This is a genomic window from Gottfriedia sp. NPDC056225, assembly GCF_042267765.1.
In the GTDB taxonomy this organism is placed as follows: domain Bacteria; phylum Bacillota; class Bacilli; order Bacillales; family Bacillaceae_G; genus Gottfriedia.
This window is the reverse complement of sequence record NZ_JBHJTJ010000055.1, coordinates 1-19632: the sequence shown is the minus strand read 5'-3', so window position 1 is coordinate 19632 and position 19632 is coordinate 1. Positions and strand designations below refer to the sequence as shown.

Here is a 19632-nt window from a genome sequence, read left to right as displayed (position 1 = left end):
ATTAAAATCAGATCATTTATCACATAATTGTAGTTAAAAACTGCCTTTCATTTTATTTTCATTTTCTTTTTTTAAAATAAAAACGAATAAAAATAGAATTTCAGGTATTTTAAGCTTTATTTAAGGAAATAAATTTTAAATAAAAGGATTAAAAATCAAAATCGAAAGTAGGAATATGCAATGAAAAAAAGTGAAGATTTTTTATTAGAAGAGCAAATTAAATTTGAAAATCATGTTAAGAAGAATAATTGGATCCTAATGGTAGTAGCTGTTATTACCATACCATTTCTTGTATCAAATATGTAAAAAGCAAAGCCGGTTTAGCAAATTACCGGGCTTTGCTTTTTTTTTTTGGAAACGAAAACCCTAGGATCGGTCAAGGGTTCCAAAAAACTTACAGCGGGTGTTATATAAAGACCCCAAGGTGCTAAACTATTTTTGGTTCGCCAATCAAAATAGCAGCTCACCGGTTTATAAACCAAACTAGCCCATTTATGCTCTGAATGGCCTTTATGAACAAAAGTCACCCATTTATGCACAAATCCAGCTGCTTTAACCGTACCTTTTAAAAGATATAGATGAAGCAGACGAACTGTTCAGTAGCCCTTTCTGGTTTAGTCTGTGACAAAGGCTTTCAGCCGCAGAGCAAACCACCCGATATCATGGGTGGTTATGTTTTTTGCTAAACACCTTCTTTCTATCCTCGAATTTTTAACATCAAAATTTTCATATTACTAAATTTTTTTTAGTGTTATTAAAAAAACAGGTAGACAATTTTAGTTATACTGTATTATATTTTATATAAGTAAAAAATTCAGAATTTTCAACGAGGTCCAATATGGAAAACATATATGAAAAAATACGTTTACTTCGCATTCAACAAGATCTTACTTTAAAGGAGCTAAGTGATAAAACTAGTTTGTCGGTTAGCTTTTTATCACAAGTAGAGCGGGGAAATAGTTCTTTAGCAATCACTTCCTTACAAAAAATTGCAGAAGGTCTTGGAGTTTCGATCTCTTATTTTTTTCAGGAGTCAATTGAAACTAAATACTATACTCCTGCTAAAAATCGAAAATCGTTTCAAATTGAACGTTCTAATGCAGTATATGCAAGGCTAGGTGGAGAATTTGAGGGGAGAGCACTCGAGCCAATCTATATTACTTTGGCACCATACCAAAAACAAGAAGTTGCATTCAATCACCCTGGAGAAGAGTTCTATTATGTATTAGCAGGGGAAGTCGTAATGAATGTTGATGAACAGGAGTATCACATGAAGGCTGGAGATTCAATCCATTTCCCTTCAACTGTCGATCATGCTTGGTACAATCCAACAAATGAATCAGTTCATATTATTAGTGTTCTTACACCTTCAATATTTAAAAATTAATGGTTTGTCGCAAATTGCGACAAATCATTTATTATAAAAATTACATCATTTTAGTAGGAGGTTTTTAGCGTGAGAGTAGCAACTGATATAGGAGGAACTTTTACCGATTTAGTTTTTTTAGACGAGAATGGTCGAATTGGCGTCGCGAAAAGTGATACGACTCCACCTAATTTTGAGCAAGGTGTTATCGATGTAATGACTAAAAGTGGAATACAAGGTGATGCAATTCAAGCATTTATTCACGGTACTACAGTGATTATTAATGCATTAACTGAACGAAAAGGTGTTAAAACAGGTTTAATTACAACAAAGGGTTTTAGAGATGTTATTGAAATAGCACGTGGGAATCGACCAGATTTATTTAATGTACGATATCAAAAACCAACTCCATTTGTCCCACGACATTTAAGAATTGAAGTAAGTGAACGATTAAATTATAAAGGTGATATATTACAAGGCATTAATTTAGATGAAGTTAAAGTCGCGGTAGAGCAACTGAAAAAAGAAGGCGTTGATGCGATCGCTGTCTCATTCCTCCATGCATATGCTAATCCAATTCATGAAAAAGCAGTAATTGAAATGATTCAACAATTATGGCCAGAAGTATATGTAACAGCTTCTAGTGATATTACAAAAGAATGGCGTGAATATGAGCGAACAAATACAGCGGTATTAAATTCATACATTAAACCGATTGCGGTATCATACATAGATCGATTAGAGAAAAAATTACAAGATATAGGAGTTTCGGGTAATAAATACATCATGCAATCGAATTCTGGAACGACAACTTTTAATCAATCGAAAGAATCACCTATTAATATGGTCGAGTCTGGCCCTGTAGCAGGAATATTTGGAGCAGCGATTCTAGGAAAATTACTAGGTGAAGAAAATATAATTGCTTTTGATATAGGTGGAACGACAGCTAAATGCTCTTTAATTAATAAGGGTGAGGTAAAGGTAACTACTGATTATCGAATTGAGCGAGATGAACGAAACGCTGGATATCCAATTAAAGTTCCTGTCGTTGACATAGTAGAAATTGGTAATGGAGGGGGATCAATTGCTTGGATCGACGGTGCGGGCTCTTTAAAAGTCGGGCCACAGTCAGCTGGTGCACTTCCAGGTCCAGTGGCTTATGGACAAGGAGGAGAAGATCCAACTACAACCGATGCAAATTTGGTGACAGGTAGACTTTCTCCAAAAAATTTCAAGAAACCAGTAGATCTTGAATCAGTTCGAGTAGCAATTCAAAATAAAATATCAGAACATTTCGAAATATCTATTGAAGATGCAGCACTTGGTATTATTCGTATTGCTAACTCTAATATGTTAAATGCATTAAAGCTAATTTCAGTTCGAAAAGGGTATGATCCAAGAGAATTTTCACTTGTAGCCTTTGGCGGTGGTGGTCCGATGCATGCCATGTCCCTCGCAAAAGAGCTAGGAGTGCGTAAAGTAATCATTCCAATTGCTTCTTCAGTATTTTCGGCTTGGGGTATGCTAATGACGGATTTACGTCAAGACTATATTCAAACTTATATTCGAAGAGTTAATACGATTGATTTTAATGAAATAAATTCAGAATGGGCAAAAATTGAAGAAAATGCGATTGAACAATATAAGGTTCAAGATATATCTGAAAAAGATGTAGTATTCATACGTTATGCTGATATGAGATATCTTGGCCAAGAGCATACAGTAAAAGTTCCAATTCCAAATGGACTATTAAATTCAGAAACTATGAAAGTTATTGTTGAGCGTTTTCACCAAATACATGAACAACAATTTACTTTTAAATTAGAAGGGGCACCTACTGAAATTGTAAATCTACATTTAACGGCATTAGGAACCGTTCAAAAACCTAAAATAGCAAAATTAAAAAATATTGGAGATAACGCAGACAGCACAATTAAAGAAGTTAGAAATGTTCTATTTGAAGACTACGGATGGATCAAGACAAATATTTACGAGCGTGATTTATTAAATGCTGGTAGCAAGATAGATGGCCCAGCTATTGTAGAAGAACAATCATCTTCTACGGTACTCTATCCAAATCAATCATTAACAGTAGATCCTTATGGAAATTTAATTATTGAGACTGGGGTGTAATAAATGAATAGTCATCAAGTACAGGAAAAGGTAGATCAGTTTACTTTAGAAATTGTAAAAGATTCTTTAATTGCAATTGGAGAAGAAATGTTTCATACACTTGCACGTACTTCTATGAGCCCTATCATTTATGAGGTTTTAGATTTCGCAAGTGGACTTACTGATGATAAAGGACAATTGCTTACTCAAGGAAATGGCGTAACGGGATTCATCGGGATGCTGACCTTTATGGTTAAGCAAACTTTAGAGAAATTTGGTCAAAAAGGTGATTTAAAGCCTGGAGACATCATTATTATTAACGACCCTTATGGTGGCGGTGGTTCGCATCTTTCTGATGTTGGGCTTGTAATGCCAATTTTTTACGAAGGTGAAATTGTTGCATTTTCTGCAAATAAAGCACACTGGACTGAAGTAGGTGGAAAAGATCCAGGCTCTTGGACAACCGATTCTACTGAAATTTTCCAAGAAGGTTTACAGTTTCCATGCATCAAACTTTTCGACGAAGGTAAAATCAATAAACCACTAGTAGAAATTATTGCAGCAAATGTTCGTTTCCCGGATTTATCTTTAGGAGATATGTGGGCACAAGTAGCGGCTTTGAAAACTGGCGAAAGACGGTTTGTTGAATTGTGCAGTAAATATAGTAAGTATATTGTAAAAGAAACAATTGAACATTTACTTCATCATGGAGAACAAATTTCCCGTAAAGAGCTATCAAAGTTACCAAAAGGGGTTTATGAAGCTGTAGATTATATCGACGATGATGGAATTGGGAATGGTCCATTTAAAGTACAAGTAAAAGTTACGATTACTGATGAGGAGTTTGTTTGTGACTTTTCTGGAAGCCACCCACAAGTACTCGGACCAGTCAATTGCTCATATACAGCCCTAGTTTCAGCAGTTAGAGCAATTTTCTTAGCTGCAACAAATCCTTCTCAGGATGTAAATGATGGTGTATTTAGACCACTAAAAGTGATTGCCGAGGCACGATCTATCTTTTCAGCAGAAAGACCAGCTGCAGTTTCCACCTATTGGGAAACAATGCTCTATGGTTCTGACTTAGTTTGGAAAGCTTTAGCACCAATCTTACCTGATCGGTTAACAGCTGGGCATTTGCTATCAGTTTGTGGAGTTGTATTATCTGGAATACATCAAGATACAAATGAACCATTCTTAATTGTAGAACCATCAGTAGGAGGATGGGGTGCAGGAGACGGAATAGACGGTGCTGTAGGCCAATTTTGTATTGGTGATGGTGAGACTTATAATGTACCAGTTGAAGTTGCTGAAGCTCGTTATGGCATTATGGTAGAAGAATATAGTCTACATACAGACGGAGCTGGTGCTGGTGAATATCGTGGTGGCTCTGGAACTGTTAGATCCTATACTGCAATGACCGATGGACAGACTGTAACTGCAACTTTTGGTAGGAACAAGTACTTACCATGGGGTATTAACGAAGGAAAAGATGGTTCTCGCAACGAATTTGAAATTGTTAAGGCAAATGGTGAGGTAAGTGGTCCTTATGGCAAATTTGCACGTTTTCCACTCCAAAAAGGTGACACTGTACGTTTAATAACTGCTACTGGTGGAGGATTTGGTAATCCATTAGATCGTCCGATTGAAAAAGTAATAATTGACGTTAAAAATGGTTATATCAGTTTAGAACAAGCAAGTGAAATTTATGGTGTGAAATTAAATCCTGAAACATTACATGTTGAGAATATAGTAAATGGAAGATTAAATTGAGGTGAGGGACTAATGTTACTAGTTAATACGGACAAATTGACTACAGATAATGTGCCGTTTGTATCTTTAAAAACAATATTTAATGAAAACAGTATTGAGGGGGGCAAAACACAGTTTGGTACTGTTTTAGTTCCACCAAAAGCTAGAATTCCAATTAGTGGATTCGGTTCTCATAATCAAGATGAATATTCAATTGTTATTAAGGGATCGATCTACACAGAATCTGCAGGTGAAAGTTTTCATCTAACAGCTGGTGACGCTACCTTAATTCCAGCAGGTGAAGAACATTGGGCGATCAATGATAGTGATGAAGATTGTGAAATTGTTTGGGTATTAGTTGAAAGATGAGTAGCAAGCTAAAAGAAAACTAGAGTAAAAAATGAGATGAGAAAAAGTACACATAATTTTAGTCATTACTCTTTAACTAACAGATTATTTTTCCTGACTTTATGATGATCAAAGACAAGTCTCCTAAAAATAGATCAAAAATAATTTAACAATGTAAATGTTTAGTTTACTAATGAACGACAGCCACTTTCTTTAAAAATAGAGAGTGGCTATTGTTTTTCTATTCAACCAAGTAAATTTAATATAGATTAGTTGACTTCATACCCATCAGGGTATATAGTTCATTTTAACTATTATAAATTATTCCATAGAAAGGGTGTATTTTAATGTCTTATGATGATCAAATAAAAAATAGAGTGAGAAGAATTGAAGGCCAACTTAGAGGGATTTTAAAAATGATGGATGAAGATAAAGGATGTAAGGACGTTATCACTCAGTTATCTGCAGTAAGAGCGGCTATGGATCGCACAATCGGAGTAATTGTTAGTACCAATCTTATAGAGTGTGTCAGATTAGCTGATGAAAATGGCGAGGATGCAGAAGAAATTGTAAAAGAAGCTGTTAGTTTATTAGTTAAGAGTAGATAAAGTAAATATCACTTTTCGTAGTGAATTAATTAGATAGGATGCACATTTCAAGAACATAATGTGAAAGAAGGAAATAAATGGATATATTAAATGGTATAATCATTGTTTTAATAGCTTATTTTCTAATGCAAACTTTTCTACCTGTCAAAGGAGTAAAGCAAATATCAACAGATGAGTTAAAAAATGAATTGAAAAATAAAGAGAAACAATTCATAGATGTTAGAACTTCTGGAGAATTTAAGGGAAGACATATTAAAGAATTTAAAAATATCCCACTACATATTTTAAAGAAAAATGTTAATGACTTATCTAAAGAGCAAGAAACAATTATTATTTGTCAAAGTGGCGTAAGAAGTAAAAAAGCTTGTAAAGTTCTTAAAAAGATGGGTTATACGAATATTACGAATGTTAAAGGCGGAATGGGTGCCTGGTCTTAGAAAAGGAGAAAATAACATGAAAGAAATCACTGCAGAGAAGTTAGAAAGCTTATTAAAGGAAGAGAAAGACGTTAAGATTATTGATGTTCGTGAAGTAGATGAAGTAGCCAATGGAATGATCCCTGGTGCAACTCATATTCCACTTGGTTTAATTGAATTCCGTATGTCAGAATTAGATAAAAATAATGAATATATAGTTGTATGTCATGCAGGTGGTAGAAGTAGTCGAGCAGTACAATTTCTAGAAAGTCATGGATTTAATGTTGTGAATATGACTGGTGGAATGCTAGCTTGGACAGGAGAAATTGAGTAATTTCTATATGACTCGCCCTTCAATCATAAAACTATGTTTAAAAATTGCTTATAAATAACGATAAGCAATTTTTTTTATGTAATTTTCGTAAATTAACGATTAAATATTATGATCATAAAGACTTTCTATTGAAATAAAAAACAGAACATTCTTATAATTAACTAAATCTAATGATTCTCTAACTTCAAAGTAAATAAAGTCGCTTTTTCTTTTCCAAGTTGAAAATTTTTGACCTATTTCTATTTTAAAGGGTGTTTTAGATGAATCAAAACAGTATATTAAACCATTTTCCATATCCATTTAAAGAAGATTCTTATCGGTACTCCAATAATTCTATTCTATTAAAACCACAATCAAGCATCGAAATTACTCCTAATTATGAGAACGAAATAAATTTAAAAAGGAGACTTTTAAAAAAAGTACCCATTCATTGTTACCAAGCATTACCTACTAGTATAGAAGGTCAATGGGAAATAGTAGAATTAGTTATTGATCATTTAACAAAGTATTATCCTACACATTTTGAAGTTTATAAGAAAAATGCAAATAGGACGCTATATAATAAGTTGCTTAATGAAGAACAACAATTTATTTTTGGTAATTTATCCTCAGCTTTTGGTGAACCATTAAATATGATTGGCAAACATGTTCAAGAGGATTTAATTTATATGAGTCAACGTGATAACGATTTATTTCTAGATGCTGGGCATCTTTGTTTTCCTTCAAATTGGTCACTTGCATTTAAATTAGGAATGAAATTTAAAGAGATTCACCAACCAATCCCAATGTTTAATGAAAACTCATTAGATGACAGAATACTGCGCTTCTTAAAAAATATTGAACAAGGATCACCTTGGAGTCGGAAAAATTGGTCATTAATGGCAGGGGATCGACTAGACACTTCCTTAGAAACTTTCGATCTATGGGGGAAAGACAGAGAAAATGTTACTAGTGAAAATGTTGGGCAGTTCGTTCATTTACGTGTTGAAGTTCAAAAGCTATTTAGGTTATCTGTAAGTAATGGACTTCTTTTTACCATACATACTCACATAATATCATTAGAGCAATTTTCTTCAAATAAAGAATGGCTTAAACAGTTTTATACAATATTAAGTGAATTACCAGATTTCATTTTAGATTATAAAGGAATATCTTCATATAAAACAGAAGTTTTAACATACTTAAAAAATAAACTTGATGAAGTAGGGTAGGATGAGATGAATAATTTAATAGTTGAAAAAGCTAGTTTTATAGATGGTAAAAGAAAATATTTAATCTGTTCAAATCATCGGGGAATGGAGCAAATTCAACCGATATTTGAAAAACTGCTTGAGAAAAACTATTCATTCGATTTTGTATTTATTGGATTTGATACAAGTCCTAATCAATATAAAACGAATATAAAGACTTGGTTGGAAAATCAGAAGATGGGCAGCTATTTATATATCGCACTAAGTAAGGAAGAACTTAAAAATGTTAGACCAATCATTGAAGATGTTGGCTTTTTTGAAGATGAGGTCCAATATGTTGGATATGGGGAGCTAAATTCAAAGGTCTTTTGTTGTCGTTGTCATAGTTTAACAGAATTAGTAAATTTAAAATTTGGTTGTGAAATTAAATGCCAAAACTGCCAGTTGTTACTTTCGGTCTCTAATCACTATTCAACGTTGTATGATGCATACTTAGGAAATATAGCTAAATTGTAGATGGGGGTGTATGTATTGATTGAGAATACGATACTAGTGCGTGTTTGCGAAATAAAGCAAATAACAGAACAGGTTAAAGAATTTAGTTTTGTTCCAGTTGATCAATTTAATCTCCCTGCTTTTAGTGGTGGTTCTCATATTAATACATATGTTAATGCAGGAAATGAAATGTTTTGCAGACCTTATTCAATAATTGAGCATTCGCTTTGTGATAACACTTATAAAATTGCTATTCATCTAAGTACGGAGTCAAAAGGAGGATCGGAATATTGGCATAAACACGTTAAACAAGGTGATCAACTACAAATAAGCTACCCTAAAAATCACTTTCCATTAAGTAAAAGAGCTAAGCATCATGTATTTTATGCAGCAGGGATTGGGATCACTCCATTTATTTCGATGATGAAGCATTTAAAAAGTCAAAATAAATCGTTTGAGCTGCATTATACTTCATCAACAATTAAAGGCTGTGCGTATTATGATTTCTTAATAGAAGAATATGGGGATAAAACATCATTTTATTTTACAAAAGAGATTAATCCTAGACGACTTAATGTTGAAACACTTTTAGAACATTCAATTGGTACACATGTCTATTTTTGTGGTCCTAATCGTTTTATCTCGCAATTTAATGAAGCTGCTTATGCATTTGGCTACCCTAAGTCAAGTGTACATATGGAGATTTTTACGCCTCGATTAGTTCCTGACACAAAACCATTTGAGGTAAAGCTATCGAATGGAAAGACCAAACAAGTTCCAATAGATAAAAGTCTATTAGATGTTTTGCTAGATGAAGGATTAAACATACCATATTCTTGTAGAGTTGGTAGATGTGGCTCATGTGAAGTGAATGTCATTGATGGACAAGTTGATCACCAAGATTTTCTATTAGATGACGAACAAAGAAAAAGTAATAAAATGATTTTAACTTGTGTATCAAGAGCAAAGTCAAACCAAATAGTCCTTGAACTATAAATTTAATACGTTTTTAAAACGATTAAAACAGCTATTTTTACTTGGTAAAATAGCTGTTTTATTTTTACCCATCGACCCTAAAAATAAAATTCTAAATATAGTTAATAATAAAATCATTTAAAAAATGCATAATTTTCATAATTTTAGAGGATTTTCTAAATAGTTTGTCGAATTTTTAATTATTCTTTGCATTTGTATTCTTAATATAAAGAATAATCGACTTTACAATCTAGTTATTTTGATTAGATGAAGAGATAAAGAAAGGAGTGGCTTTATACATGTCAGAAAATACAAAAACTTCGAACCATAACTTGGAAGAAAATTTATTTACTGAATTCCCAAAGCCAACTGCACAAGAGTGGAGAGATGTTGTAGAAAAATCCTTAAAAGGAGCCACTATTGAGGAAAAGCTTGTTACAAAAACATATGAAGAAATCGCTCTGAAACCAATGTATGGTGATGAGGATCTCGCTAACTATCCTTATTTAAAATCACAACCGGGAGAATTTCCATATGTTAGAGGGACAAATGGACAAGGCTATTTGGATCAAGCATGGGAAATTTGTCAGGAACTAGATTGTGCTTCAGCAGAGGAATTTAACCGAGTTGCAAGACATGATTTAGACAAAGGACAAACGATGTTAAAAATCCGACTAAATGATTCAGTAGAAACTAATAATGGAAATCCGAAAAAAGGATTAATCTTAAAATCAGTTTCTGATTTTAGAACAGCCTTCCAAAATATTAATTTAGAGGAAGTTCCTTTATATATAGAAACAGTTAATGGCGGCCAAGCTTTTTTTGGTACGTTTATCGCATACTTGCAACAACAAAATTACGATTTTACGAAAATTAAAGGCTGTATTGGAACGGATCCTTTAAGTAATTTAGTAAAAGATGGGACCCTTCCATATAAAATTGAAAATGCTTACAAAATGATGGGCGAAATAACAAAATGGTCAGTTAAAAACACACCCAATCTAAGAAATATTTTAGTTCAATCTCATCCATACCACGATGCTGGTGGAAATGCAGTGCATGAATTAGCATTTGCTATATCGTCTGGTCTAGAGTATTTACGTGAAATGGATCAACAACAAGTTTCGCTTGATGATGCTGCTTCAAAAATCCTTTTCTCATTTTCAATTGGATCAAACTTCTTTATGGAAATTGCTAAATTGAGAGCGGCTAGAATGATATGGGCAAGAATTATGAAAGAACTAGGTGGTAATGATGCTTCACAAAAAATGAAAATTCACTCTCGAACTTCTGCCTGGACGAAAACAATATATGACCCTTATGTAAATATACTCCGTGGAACTGTTGAAGCATTTGCTGGAGTGATTGGTGGAACAGATACTCTTCATATCTCGCCGTTTGATGAATCAATTAAACCATCCGAAGAGTTTTCAAGACGAATTGCCAGAAATACACATTTAATACTTGATAAAGAATCAAACTTATCAAAAGTGACAGATCCAGCTGGTGGTTCATGGTATATCGAATCACTTACTTATACTTTAGCTGAGAAAGTATGGGAACTTTTCCAACTGATTGAAGAAAAAGGCGGAATGTTTAAATCAATCCAATTAGGTTTACCTCAGGATTTAGTTAGTAAAGTAGCTAAAGAAAAACTGAACAATATAAAAACTAGAAAAGATAAGTTTATAGGAACTAATATTTATCCAAACTTGAATGAAATTCCTTTAGAAACTAAAGGTGTAAAAAATTCGAATGAAGTGAACTTAGAAACTGGTAAAAATGAAAGTTTAGAATTTTTAACTGAAGTAATTTCATTAAATGGTAGTTCAGTAGAGGATACAATTGATGCGGCAAATAATGGTGCAGCAATCGTGAATATATTACATGCAATGAATTTAGAAAAATCAGATGGCCTAATTGTTAACCCGTTAACAATTCATCGAGGCGCACAATCTTATGAGGAATTACGTCAAAATTCTCAAAAGTTTAAGGATGCTAATGGTGAATTCCCAAGGGTTTTTGTAGCAAATTTTGGTCCAGTTGCAGCTTATAAACCACGAACAGATTTTGTTACTGATTTCTTTGAAGTTGGTGGATTTAAGGTTTTACAAAATAAAGGGTTTACTTCTATTGATGAAATAGTGGATGCATTTAAAAATTCAGAATCTACTATTGTAGTAGTTTGCTCAACCGATGATCAATATTCAGAGAATGTACCGACTATTTGTAAGCAGATTAAAGGACAAAATCCAGATACAAAAATACTATTAGCTGGAAAACCATCAATAGAGGAAATGAATTTATTTAAACAATATGGAATTGATGATTTCATCAATATTACTGTTAATAATTTTGAAACATTAGTAAATCTGCAACAGAATGGAGGGTTTATGAAATGAACAAACTAACAGACTTTACAAAAATACCATTTAAAACAGCATTTTCAGAACCAAATATAACTCCTCCTAAATCGATTGAAATTAATAATGAAGATTGGAAAACGTTAGAACAAATTGATGTAAAGCCTTTATATGATTCAAATGATCTAAATAATATGGAACATTTAGGCTATGTATCTGGTATTGCTCCATTTTTAAGAGGACCTTATCCAGCGATGTATATAAACAAACCTTGGACAATTCGTCAATATGCTGGCTTTTCTACTGCAGAAGAGAGTAATGCATTTTATCGAAGAAATTTAGCTGCTGGTCAAAAAGGATTATCAATTGCCTTTGATTTAGCTACGCATCGTGGTTATGATTCAGATCATCCTCGTGTAGAAGGTGACGTAGGAAAAGCAGGAGTTGCAATCGATTCGATCTTAGATATGAAAATTTTATTTGATGGAATTCCTTTGGATAAAATGTCAGTTTCAATGACGATGAACGGTGCCGTACTTCCAGTTTTAGCCTTTTATATCGTTGCTGCTGAAGAACAAGGTGTACATCAGTCTCAGCTTACAGGAACAATTCAAAATGATATTTTGAAAGAATATATGGTTCGTAACACATATATTTATCCACCAGAAGCATCAATGCGTATTATTGCTGATATTTTTTCTTACACATCAGAACATATGCCTAAGTTTAACAGTATCAGTATATCTGGATACCATATGCAAGAGGCAGGGGCAACTGCTGATATCGAACTTGGATATACGTTAGCAAATGGATTGGAATATGTACGAACAGGATTAAAAGCGGGAATCGATATTGATTCATTCGCTCCTCGATTATCGTTTTTTTGGGGCATTGGAATGAATTACTTTATGGAAATTGCCAAAATGCGAGCAGGTCGTTTACTTTGGGCAAAATTAATTAAATCATTTAATCCAAAGAAAGAAAAATCAATGGCCTTACGAACACATTCACAAACTTCTGGATGGAGCTTAACCGAGCAAGATCCTTTTAATAATGTAACTCGTACTTGTATTGAAGCGATGGCGGCTGTGTTAGGCCATACGCAATCACTTCATACAAACGCTTTAGATGAAGCGATTGCTTTACCTACAGATTTCTCTGCACGAATCGCACGAAATACGCAGCTATATTTACAAGAGGAAACTGGAATATGTAATGTAGTAGACCCTTGGGGTGGTTCATATTACGTCGAATCGTTAACAAATGAATTAGTTCGTAAAGCATGGGCGCATATTCAAGAGGTTGAATCATTAGGTGGAATGGCAAAAGCAATTGAGACTGGTTTACCAAAGATGAGAATTGAAGAAGCTGCTGCAAGACGCCAAGCTCATATTGATTCAGGGAAAGAAACGATTATTGGTGTAAATAAATATCGCCTTGAAAAAGAAGATCCATTAGATGTTTTAGAAGTTGATAATACTGCAGTTCGTGAAGCGCAAATTATGCGTTTACGTGAACTACGAGCTTCAAGAGATGAAGCAAAAGTTCAAGCAGCATTAGCCGCAATTACGGAAGCTGCTGAGTCGGGAGAAGGTAATTTGTTAGCGCTTGCAGTTGAAGCAGCTAGAGCTCGTGCAACATTAGGTGAAATTTCGGATGCTTATGAAAACGTAGTAGGTCGTCATAAAGCAGTCATTCGTTCAATCATGGGCGTATATAGTGCAGAATATGGCGAAAAAGACGAAATCGAAGTTGTACGCAAGATGGCTGATGATTTTGAAGAAACAGAAGGTCGTCGTCCAAGAATTATGATTGCAAAATTAGGACAAGATGGGCATGATCGTGGTGCGAAAGTAATCGCAACTGCATTTGCAGATTTAGGCTTTGATGTGGATATCGGACCATTATTCCAAACACCTGCAGAAACAGCACTTCAAGCAGTTGAAAATGATGTTCATGTTATTGGAATGAGCTCTTTAGCAGGCGGTCATAAAACATTGCTGCCACAATTAATGGAAGAGCTGAGAAAGTTGGGTCGTGAGGATATTGTCCTAGTTGCTGGAGGTGTAATACCAGCTGGTGATTATGAATTTTTATTAAATAACGGAGCTGCAGCAATATTTGGACCTGGTACTGTTATCCCAGTAGCAGCACAAAAAGTTATCCAAGAAATCAATCGTCGACTTGAGGATTCAATTTAAATGGATTATGAAAATAAACGCAAGAAAAAGCTTTCAGAAGACGACTATGTAAATGGCGTACTTGAGGGGAATCGCACGATTTTAGCCCAAACAATTACACTGATTGAAAGTAATTCGTCAACACATATGATTACCGCCCAAAATGTGTTGACTAGATTACTACCTCACTCAGGTCGCTCCATCCGGATTGGAATAACTGGGGTTCCAGGAGCCGGTAAAAGTAGTTTAATAGAAAGCTTTGGATCATATTTGTGTGAACTAGGACATAAAGTTGCTGTTTTAACAATTGATCCAAGTAGCACAATTACTAAAGGTAGTATTTTAGGAGATAAAACTAGAATGGATTCACTTTCAAAGAATCCAAACGCATTTATTAGACCATCTGCTTCAGGAGGATCACTTGGTGGAATAGCACGTAAAACGAGGGAATCAATGTTAGTCTGTGAGGCAGCAGGCTACGATGTAATCTTGATCGAAACTGTAGGTGTTGGACAAAGTGAAGTACAAGTTCGTTCGATGGTCGATTTTTTCCTTTTAGTAATGCTAACTGGTGCAGGTGATGAGCTGCAAGGCATAAAAAAAGGAATTATGGAACTTGCAGATTCGATTGTGATCAACAAAGCTGATGGCCAAAACAAGATTAAGGCCAAAGCTGCGAAAGCTGAATTTAATCGAATCTTACATTTGTTACAGCCTTCAACGCCAGGATGGATTAGTAAAGCATATACAGTTTCCGCGTTACTCGGTGAAGGCATTGCCGAGATTTGGACTGAAATTAAGTTGTTTAAAGAGACGACGACTGAATCAGGCTACTTTTCTGAGCGCCGTCAAAGGCAAATGATTGACTGGATGTACAACATGGTTTATGAACAATTGAAACATAGTTTTATAAACCACGAAGGTGTTAATCAAAATTTAAAAACGATCGAAAGTTCAATTATAAACGGGGAGTTAACTGCAACGTTAGCTGCGAAATATTTATTATCAATTTTTGAAGGCAATAGAAAGGAGTTATTGTAATGATCGAGACAAAGCCTAAAAAAATAAATCATATCGGCATTGCTGTAAGAGATTTAGAGACTTCTATTCAATTATATACGAATATACTCGGCTTAAAACTGATTGGAATCGAAACGGTTGAAAGTGAAAAAGTGCGTGTAGCATTTATCGAAATTGGTGAAGTGAAAATTGAACTTTTAGAAGCTACGAGCAATGAAAGTCCAATTGCCAAGTTTATCGAGAAAAAGGGTGAAGGAATTCACCATATCGCTTTAGAAACAGAAGATTGTGAGAAACAATTAGAAATCATCAAGGAACAAGGGATTAAACTGATTAACGAAATTCCAAAAGAAGGTGCACATGGGAGTCTAGTTGCTTTCCTTCATCCTAATTCAACAAATAAAGTTTTAATTGAGCTATGCCAACCATCATCAAGTGTTACTAGAAAGGAAGTTGAATAAAGTTATGACTACTGCATATGAGAAAATTAATGAACTAATGGATCGTAAAAGAACGATTGAACTTGGCGGTGGAGATGACCGAATAGATTCGCAGCATAATAGAGGAAAATTAACTGCAAGAGAGCGTATCAACCTTCTGTTAGATGAAGATACATTTGTTGAATTAAATCCTTTTATCAAACATCGAGCAACAAATTTTGGAATGGATAAAATGGAAAGTCCCGGTGAAGGTGTTGTTACTGGTTACGGTAAAGTACACGGCCGTTTAATTTATGTTTTTGCACAAGACTTTACTGTTTTTGGTGGCGCACTTGGTGAAATGCACGCTATTAAAATAGCAAAAGTCATGGACTTAGCAGCAAAAGTTGGTGCTCCAATCATTGGCCTAAATGATTCAGGTGGTGCAAGAATACAAGAAGGTGTTGTTTCATTAGACGGTTACGGTCATGTTTTTTATCGCAATTCGATCTATTCTGGTGTAATTCCGCAAATTTCAGTTATTATGGGACCATGTGCAGGAGGTGCAGTCTATTCACCTGCTATTACTGATTTTGTGTTTATGGTTGAAAAAACGAGCCAAATGTTTATTACTGGACCAAAAGTAATTGAGACAATAACTGGAGAAAAAATTTCAAGTGAAAATCTAGGTGGAGCAAAAGTTCACTCTTCGATTAGCGGTGTAGCACATTTCACTGAAGAAGGTGAGCCAGAAATTTTAGAGCAGGTTCGTAGATTAATTAGCTTTTTACCTCAAAATAATAATGAAAAGCCAGCAGGTGTACCATTCTTTGAAAAAGATGATTGGCGTGAAGACTTAATTGATTTAGTTCCAATTGAATCAACAAAAGTTTATGATGTAAGAAAAGTGATCGAACAAATACTTGATAGTGGCGATTTTATGGAGGTACAACCAAACTTTGCTAAAAATATCGTCATCGGTTTTGGTCGTATTGATGGAAATACAGTAGGAATAATTGCAAATCAGCCAAAAGTTATGGCAGGTGGCCTTGATATTAATTCTTCTGATAAACTATCAAGATTTATCCGATTCTGTGATTCTTTCAATATTCCATTAATCACATTTGAGGATGTTACTGGTTTCTTCCCAGGGGTAAATCAAGAGCATGGAGGCATTATCCGCCACGGTGCTAAAATTTTATATGCTTATTCAGAAGCTACTGTACCTAAAATAACTGTAATCCTGCGTAAAGCGTACGGAGGTGCGTATGTAGCGATGAATTCCAAAGCGATTGGTGCAGATGTTGTCTATGCTTGGCCAAATGCAGAAATCGCAGTTATGGGACCAGAGGGAGCAGCCAATATTATTTTTGCAAAAGAAATCAATCAGAGCATCGATCCTATTGCTACTCGAGCTGAAAAAATTTCAGAATATAGAGAAATGTTTGCGAACCCTTATGTTGCAGCGTCTCACGGGATGGTTGATGATGTTATCGATCCAAGAGAAACACGTAAAGTATTAAAACAGTCATTAGAAATGTTAAGTACAAAAAATGAGACAAGACCAAATAAAAAGCATGGAAATATTCCTCTTTAAGAGTAGGTTAAAGGAAATTTCTCTTTTGAAAACGCGACTAGATATACTGAAATTTAGTATGTCTAGTTTTTTGTATTATTGCTAATAATTTCATGTTCGTTTATCATTGACAAATAAAAATTTTTATGATATAATTAATAATTTTACTGTTGACTTGATTCCTGTTTGTCGTTACGATATACATTGAAATGATTAATTGTACAGGAGTGATTTTTTTGATCGGCAAAAATAATATCCAAATGTTAAGTATTACAATGAATACGAACGGAATGATCAATACGATACATCCAACTTTAATTTGGAATGATGAAGATGTTGTATTAATTGATACAGGCTATCCCGGGCAATTGAATGAATTTCGAAATTGTTTTGAACAAGTAGGAGTTCCTTTTGAAAAACTTAACAAAATCCTTATTACCCATCAAGATATCGATCATATTGGGAGTCTTTCTTCTATTGTAGAAGAGTCTACTAATCAGATTGAAGTTTTTGCAAGTGAAATTGAAAAACCTTATATACAAGGTGATAAATTGCTAATTAAAATTACACCTGAATCGATTGAAAGAGCTATAGCTTCACTACCAGACGAAGCAACAGACGAATTTAAAAATGCATTCAAAAACAGACTTGAGAACCCACCAAAAGGAAAGGTTAATCATGTGTTAATACCTGGAACTGAATTACTAATTTGTGGCGGAATTACTGTAATTGATACAGCTGGTCATACACCAGGACATATAAGTTTTTATCATAAAGAGTCAAAAACTTTAATTGCTGGGGATGCTTTAATGATTGAAAACGGTCAACTGAATCCTTCAAATCCACAATACACATTTGATATTAATCAATCAATTAAATCAGTTGAAGCATTATTAGATTTGGAAATTGAAAAAATTATTTGTTATCATGGAGGATTATTTGAAGGGAATATAAAGGAAAGATTAGGTGAAATTATTAAATAAATTTTTCCGTATTATTCTTATATACATTGTTTATGGAGGAAATAAAATGAGCAATAAAAACTACCAAGAACTAATAAAAGACCGAATTTATTTCGGTGGCGCTGATGATGTAAAAGAAATGATGGAACATGAAAATGCAGATATAGTTTTTGATCTGCGAGTAAAAAATTATGAAGCTGACACAGAAATTAATCGAGTACATAGTCCAATTGTAGATGATTCAGAAGAACAAGCAAATACTCTTAAAAGGGCAATTGAAAACGTAGTTGAAGCATTTAACAGTGATCAAAAAGTATATTTCCATTGTGGTGGGGGAAATACTCGTGCAGGTATCGTGGCCATTGGTACTTTACTTGCTTTAAACAAAGCTGAAACAATTGATGAAGCGGAAGATATGGCTCGCAAAATTCGTCCAACAATTAAATCGAATCCGAATATGAAGGAAGCTTTAAAAAAGATCTATCCTAAAGCTTAAATAAAAAAACGCTAATTTTACAATTTTACATTGTATAATTAGCGTTTTTTTTATGGACTACCTTCCAAATGGTTCTTTACACAATTAATAAAGTCACTTTTAGTAAAAGTATTTTCTTTTGAGCTTGGAAATACTACCCAAAAATCCTGAGAAATAAAATCTGCTTCTTTAATTGGAATTACTTTTAATTCACCACTTATAACTTCAGGAAAATTTTTTAATGTTGTATTATGCACATAAGTAAAAACTCTTCCTTCTTTAATTATTTCGATTAGAGTCATTGTACGATTCGACTTTAGAACAATTACATTTTTAAATTTTTTGGCTAATTGAAGAAAGCCTTTATTGGAAAAATTATACATAACAACCTTTTGATTAAGTAAATCATTCGCTGTTACATGATCTAATTTATACAAAGGTGAACCTTTCCCTACAACAATGCAAACATTTCCTTTACTTAAATATTCGAAATTTAAATTATGTTCTTTCTCTAACTCTGATTTTGTAGCTACTACTAGCGCTAAGTCATAATCTTCTTTGGTCAAATTGTTAATGATTTGATTTGTTCCTTGTTCAATTAATTCAATCGTAACATTAGCGTTTATGTCAGAGTACTTTTTTAAAACATCATGAATTGTATAAGTAAAAGTAGGTGCACATGCGATTTTAATATGCTTACCTCTCGTATCCTTGAAATCCGAAAGCTGATCTTTTAATTCTTTTAAATTATTTAAAATTTCAATTGATCTAGATAAAACTAACTCTCCTTGAAGAGTTAAGGTAATTCCGCCTCTAGATCGATTAAAAATATTAATTTCTAATTCTCTTTCAAGTTGGGTGATGGCTTGACTAACCCCAGAAGTAGAAATATGCAGTTTTTTCGCTGCTTTTGAAATCGACTTTTCTTTAGCAATACCTACAACATATTCTAGTTGTTCAAAGTTCATTTTTACCCCCCCATAAAAAAATACTACTTTTGCGAGTAGTTCCTATTAATATATATTACTATATTCTATTAAATTC

Annotated in this window: 19 protein-coding genes; 18 read left to right on the top strand and 1 reads right to left on the bottom strand. The window is 33.8% G+C overall.

All coding sequences use genetic code 11. From position 1 onward, the window contains the following. Positions 1–180 precede the first annotated feature (180 nt). The 18 genes from ACFCYN_RS22110 to ACFCYN_RS22025 all read left to right on the top strand — a co-directional run bounded on the left by ACFCYN_RS22110 (position 181) and on the right by ACFCYN_RS22025 (position 18609). Positions 181–306: a hypothetical protein gene (locus ACFCYN_RS22110; protein ID WP_375951809.1), complete on the top strand. Its 126-nt coding sequence runs from the start codon at positions 181–183 to the stop codon at positions 304–306. Between the two features lie 532 nt (positions 307–838). After that, positions 839–1387 carry a helix-turn-helix domain-containing protein gene (locus tag ACFCYN_RS22105; protein ID WP_172444495.1) on the top strand — a complete coding sequence of 183 codons (549 nt, stop codon included), beginning with the start codon at positions 839–841 and terminating at the stop codon, positions 1385–1387. 69 nt (positions 1388–1456) lie between these two features. Continuing rightward, positions 1457–3499, top strand: a complete 2043-nt coding sequence (locus tag ACFCYN_RS22100) for a hydantoinase/oxoprolinase family protein (RefSeq protein ID WP_375951807.1) — start codon at positions 1457–1459, stop codon at positions 3497–3499. Positions 3500–3502: 3 nt separating this feature from the next. Further along, entirely contained in the window at positions 3503–5248 is a 1746-nt protein-coding gene (locus ACFCYN_RS22095) for a hydantoinase B/oxoprolinase family protein (RefSeq protein WP_375951805.1), read from the top strand. A 12-nt stretch (positions 5249–5260) separates the two neighbouring features. Then, positions 5261–5596, top strand: a complete 336-nt coding sequence (locus ACFCYN_RS22090; protein ID WP_098118210.1) for a cupin domain-containing protein — start codon at positions 5261–5263, stop codon at positions 5594–5596. 326 nt (positions 5597–5922) lie between these two features. Further along, positions 5923–6183: a metal-sensitive transcriptional regulator gene (locus ACFCYN_RS22085; protein ID WP_172444498.1), complete on the top strand. Its 261-nt coding sequence runs from the start codon at positions 5923–5925 to the stop codon at positions 6181–6183. A gap of 77 nt (positions 6184–6260) precedes the next feature. Beyond that, a complete protein-coding gene (locus ACFCYN_RS22080) occupies positions 6261–6620 on the top strand; it encodes a rhodanese-like domain-containing protein (protein ID WP_098118212.1) in 360 nt (119 codons plus the stop codon). 16 nt (positions 6621–6636) lie between these two features. After that, positions 6637–6933, top strand: a complete 297-nt coding sequence (locus ACFCYN_RS22075) for a rhodanese-like domain-containing protein (protein WP_172444499.1) — start codon at positions 6637–6639, stop codon at positions 6931–6933. A gap of 260 nt (positions 6934–7193) precedes the next feature. After that, positions 7194–8144 (top strand): heme-dependent oxidative N-demethylase family protein, encoded by a 951-nt coding sequence (locus ACFCYN_RS22070; RefSeq protein ID WP_375951803.1) that lies wholly within the window; start codon positions 7194–7196, stop codon positions 8142–8144. A gap of 6 nt (positions 8145–8150) precedes the next feature. After that, complete coding sequence (locus ACFCYN_RS22065) at positions 8151–8639, top strand: hypothetical protein (protein WP_172444501.1); 489 nt, start codon at positions 8151–8153, stop codon at positions 8637–8639. A 15-nt stretch (positions 8640–8654) separates the two neighbouring features. Continuing rightward, positions 8655–9614, top strand: coding sequence for a PDR/VanB family oxidoreductase (locus ACFCYN_RS22060; protein WP_172444502.1), 960 nt, complete (start codon positions 8655–8657; stop codon positions 9612–9614). 278 nt (positions 9615–9892) lie between these two features. After that, positions 9893–11995, top strand: coding sequence for a methylmalonyl-CoA mutase family protein (locus ACFCYN_RS22055; protein WP_375951801.1), 2103 nt, complete (start codon positions 9893–9895; stop codon positions 11993–11995). Continuing rightward, a complete protein-coding gene (gene scpA, locus ACFCYN_RS22050) occupies positions 11992–14157 on the top strand; it encodes a methylmalonyl-CoA mutase (protein WP_172444504.1) in 2166 nt (721 codons plus the stop codon). The genes ACFCYN_RS22055 and scpA overlap by 4 nt, the downstream gene beginning before the upstream one ends. After that, positions 14158–15177, top strand: coding sequence for a methylmalonyl Co-A mutase-associated GTPase MeaB (gene meaB, locus ACFCYN_RS22045; protein WP_172444505.1), 1020 nt, complete (start codon positions 14158–14160; stop codon positions 15175–15177). It abuts the gene before it with no gap. Further along, positions 15177–15617, top strand: coding sequence for a methylmalonyl-CoA epimerase (gene mce, locus ACFCYN_RS22040; RefSeq protein WP_098118221.1), 441 nt, complete (start codon positions 15177–15179; stop codon positions 15615–15617). Before meaB ends, mce begins: the two co-directional genes overlap by 1 nt. 4 nt (positions 15618–15621) lie before the next feature. After that, the gene (locus tag ACFCYN_RS22035) at positions 15622–17172 is read left to right on the top strand and encodes an acyl-CoA carboxylase subunit beta (protein ID WP_375951799.1); all 1551 of its coding nucleotides are present in this window, start codon (positions 15622–15624) and stop codon (positions 17170–17172) included. Positions 17173–17378: 206 nt separating this feature from the next. After that, positions 17379–18134: an MBL fold metallo-hydrolase gene (locus ACFCYN_RS22030; RefSeq protein WP_375951811.1), complete on the top strand. Its 756-nt coding sequence runs from the start codon at positions 17379–17381 to the stop codon at positions 18132–18134. A 46-nt stretch (positions 18135–18180) separates the two neighbouring features. Then, the gene (locus tag ACFCYN_RS22025; RefSeq protein WP_172444509.1) at positions 18181–18609 is read left to right on the top strand and encodes a protein-tyrosine phosphatase family protein; all 429 of its coding nucleotides are present in this window, start codon (positions 18181–18183) and stop codon (positions 18607–18609) included. 50 nt (positions 18610–18659) lie between these two features. On the opposite strand, the gene ACFCYN_RS22020 is transcribed toward ACFCYN_RS22025, so the two are convergent. Then, positions 18660–19556: a LysR family transcriptional regulator gene (locus ACFCYN_RS22020; RefSeq protein WP_375951796.1), complete on the bottom strand. Its 897-nt coding sequence runs from the start codon at positions 19554–19556 to the stop codon at positions 18660–18662. Between the last annotated feature and the right edge of the window lie 76 nt (positions 19557–19632).